Raw genomic sequence first — 3,477 nt, 5'->3', positions numbered from 1 at the left:
TCAGGATCTGGGCAAGGAACAGTTTGCTGCGCCGGTGACGCGGATGCGAGAAGAATTCCGAGGGCGTGTTCATCTCAACGATCTCGCCCTGGTCCATGAAGACGACGCGGTCGGCGACCTGGCGGGCAAATCCCATCTCGTGCGTGACACACAGCATGGTCATGCCATCCCCAGCCAGCGCGACCATCGTGTCGAGCACTTCTTTGACCATTTCCGGATCGAGTGCCGACGTCGGCTCGTCGAAGAGCATGATTTTCGGGCTCATACAGAGCGCACGCGCGATCGCAACCCGCTGCTGCTGACCGCCTGAAAGCTGGCCGGGATATTTGTGCGCCTGGTCCGGAATCTTCACCCGTTCCAGATAATGCATGGCGGTCTGCTCGGCTTGTGCGCGCCGCATCCTGCGCACCCAGATCGGCGCCAGCGTCAGGTTCTCCAGAATGGTCAGGTGCGGGAACAGGTTGAAATGCTGGAACACCATGCCGATGTCGCGGCGAATTAGGTCTATCTTCTTCAAATCATTGGTGAGTTCGACGCCGTCGACGACGATCTGTCCCTGCTGGTGCTCCTCCAGCCGGTTGATGCAACGGATCATGGTCGACTTGCCCGAGCCCGAGGGCCCGCAGATCACCAGCTTTTCGCCGCGAAGGACTGTCAAGTCGATGTCCTTCAGCACATGGAAGTTCCCGTACCACTTGTTCATCCCGGTCATTTCGATTGCCGGCGGATCATTGGGATCGGTCATGGGCGGAACGCGCTTGGCGGCGGACGACAACATCACAACATTTCCTAGTGAGCGGTTGGGCCGCGCCGCTCCAGGAAGTCGGCGAAGCGGGCGAATGAGAATGAGAGTGCGAAGAAGATCGCCCCGATAAACAGGAACGTCTCGGCCGCTGGCGATGGCCAGTCCGGGTCGGCCAGCGCCGCTTTACCGGAGCTGATCAGGTCGAACAGGCCGACCACCAGGACAAGGCTGGTGTTCTTGATCATGACGATGATCGTGTTGGCCAGCGCCGGGATCGCCACCCGGATCGCCTGCGGCAGGATCACCAGATATTGAGTGCGCCAGAAGGGCAGGCCAACCGCAGCCGCGGCCTCGTACTGGCCATTCGGAATGGCCTGCAGGCCGCCGCGGATCACCTCGGCGAGATAAGCCGCGGCGAAGATGGTGAGGGCGACCAGCGCGCGCACGAACTTGTCAGGCAAGAGGGCCTCGGGCAGGAACAGCGGCATCATGATCGATGCCACGAACAGGATGGACAAGAGCGGTAGTCCGCGCACCGATTCTATCAGGACCACAGCGCCGATGCGTATGATGGGCATGGTCGAGCGCCTGGCCAGCGCCAGGAGGATGCCGACGGGGAAGGCGACGCCGATCGCAACGACGGTGAGGATGAGTGTCACCGGCAGGCCGCCCCAGGACGAGGTCGGAACCTCGGCTAGGCCGAAACCGCCGGCCATCAGCCAGAAGATCAACACGAGCGCCGCCATCCAGAGCGCTGCCAGCCGCGGCGCCCAGCTGGCGGGCCGCACCGACCAGGCAAGCAGCGCCAGGATAAGCACGCAGACGATGGCGGGGCGCCAGCGTTCGTCGAGCGGATAGATGCCGAACAGCAACTGCCCGGACTTGGCGTAGATGAAGCTCCAGCACGCTCCGGCGGCCACCCGGCACGCGCGTGGACTGGGGTCGAACAGCACGGCGTCGATTACCAGCCAGCGCAGCATCGGCGGTACCGTGGCGACGAGCAGAACGCCGAACAACAGCGTCAGGACGGCATTGAGTGGCGTGCCGAACAGGAGCATGGCTGACCGCCGCAAAGCGCCGAAGCGGATCTGTCCTGGCATTGGCTCGGCCGGAAGGGGAAGAGACAGGGCCTTCATGGTTCAGCGCTCCACGATGGCGATGCGACGGTTGTACCAATTGGCCGCGCTCGAGAGGCTCAGGTTGAGGGCGAGATAGACGCCGAGGATGATGAATACGCCCTCGATCGAATGGCTGGACTTGCTGATGATGGTGTTCATAACCGCAAGGAAGTCCGGATAGCCGACCGCGATCGCCAGCGTCGAATTCTTGACGACGTTGATGTATTGGCTGTTGAGCGGCGGGACGATCACCCGCAGCATCTGCGGAATGATGATCAGACGCAATATTTTGCCGCGTGGCAGGCCGAGCGAATGACCTGCATCCCACTGACCGCGGCCGACCGAAAGCACGCCCCCACGCACGATCTCGGCGACGAAGCCGGTGGTGTAGATGGTCAGCCCGATGAGGATGGTGCTGAGCTCGGGCGTCAGGTCCTTGCCGCCTTTGAAGTTCGACCCAGTGAAGGTCGGCCAGTCGACGGAGAACTTCGCATCGGCAAGCCAGAGCCCGGCAATGCCAACCGCGAGGATCGCCGGCGCGGTCAGCGGTGGCAGCCATCCTCTTCTCGCCGCCGCCCAGCCAGCGGCCGCCAGTGCCAGGGCGAGAGCAATGACGAGCATTCCCGCGGTGGCGACGTCCATGCTGACGGCCGGCACCACAAAGCCGCGCATGGAGGCGTAAACGCCTGGCAGCGGATTGAGCGCTTCGCCGACCGGCGGCAGCACCTTCCACCACAGCGAGTAGAGAAAGATCAGAAGCACGATCGGCGGTGAATTGCGTGCAACCTCCACCCATACGCGGCAGGTGCCCGCCGCCAGGGGATTGCTGCTCAGCCGGGTGATGCCGACGACGAGGCCGAGCGCGGATGAAAAGACGATGACGAGCGCGGAGATGAAGACCGTATTGGCGAGCCCGGTCGCGATCGCCCAGTAATAGGGGTCGCGCGACTTGTAAGTGAGGATTGCTTCGGAGATGACGATCCTTGACGGCATCGTCAGGAAATCGAAGCCGATCGGTATGCCGCGTGCCCTGAGATTGGCGAAAGTCGTGCTGACGAGCAGGGCAGCGAAGGCGGCAGCCACGGCCACCAGGGCACACTGGATGATGATCGATCTGGTCCTGGCGTCGCTCAGCATTTCGACCTCGACGGTTCGCGGCGTTGGCAGGGAAAGGGAACGGCGGGCGCGTCCCCTTCATGCAGCTCAATCCCAAGGGAAAGGATAGTTGAGGCCGCCGTCCTTCCACAACGCGTTCAGGCCGCGCTCGACCTTCAGCGGGCTGTCCTTGCCGAGATTGCGATCCCAGATCTCGGCGTAGTTGCCCATTTGTTTGATGACGTTGTAGGCCCACTTGTCGTCCAATCCGAGCGGCTTGCCGAAACCGGGCTCCTCACCCAGCACGCGTTTGACTTCCGGACTGCCCGAGGCAAGCTTTTCATCGACGTTTTGCGAGGTGATGCCGTTGGCCTCGGCCCAGAACAGCGCATTGAGTGTCCAACGCACGACGTCGAAAAGCTGATCGTCACCCCGGGCGACCGCGACTCCATTGGGTTCGGCGGCCCTGCCGACCCGGATGATGTCGTAGTCGTCCGGGTTCTTGGCCACCGAGGCACG

General features: G+C 62.9%; 3 protein-coding genes and 1 pseudogene. All 4 read right to left on the bottom strand.

Going from position 1 to position 3,477, the window contains the following annotated elements; all coding sequences use genetic code 11:
• Positions 1 to 778 (bottom strand): amino acid ABC transporter ATP-binding protein (locus NKI47_RS34640; protein WP_352596283.1); only part of this gene is annotated, 778 nt, incomplete at its 3' end.
• 11 nt (positions 779 to 789) lie between these two features.
• Positions 790 to 1,881, bottom strand: a complete 1,092-nt coding sequence (locus NKI47_RS34635; protein ID WP_352596280.1) for an amino acid ABC transporter permease — start codon at positions 1,879 to 1,881, stop codon at positions 790 to 792.
• A gap of 3 nt (positions 1,882 to 1,884) precedes the next feature.
• On the bottom strand, positions 1,885 to 3,000 hold the full coding sequence (locus NKI47_RS34630) for an amino acid ABC transporter permease (RefSeq protein ID WP_352596278.1): 1,116 nt from the start codon (positions 2,998 to 3,000) through the stop codon (positions 1,885 to 1,887).
• A gap of 66 nt (positions 3,001 to 3,066) precedes the next feature.
• Positions 3,067 to 3,477 (bottom strand): annotated as a pseudogene (locus NKI47_RS34625) (transporter substrate-binding domain-containing protein); the annotation flags it as partial.

Source organism: Mesorhizobium sp. M0633, assembly GCF_040320645.1.
Classification (GTDB): Bacteria; Pseudomonadota; Alphaproteobacteria; order Rhizobiales; family Rhizobiaceae; genus Mesorhizobium.
This window is presented reverse-complemented; position numbering and strand designations above follow the sequence as displayed.

What these genes read in the sequence shown, in the direction of transcription:
- NKI47_RS34635 (WP_352596280.1), bottom strand. Translation starts at nt 1,881, where the DNA reads ATGAAGGCCCTGTCTCTTCCCCTTCCGGCCGAGCCAATGCCAGGACAG.
- NKI47_RS34630 (WP_352596278.1), bottom strand. Translation starts at nt 3,000, where the DNA reads ATGCTGAGCGACGCCAGGACCAGATCGATCATCATCCAGTGTGCCCTG.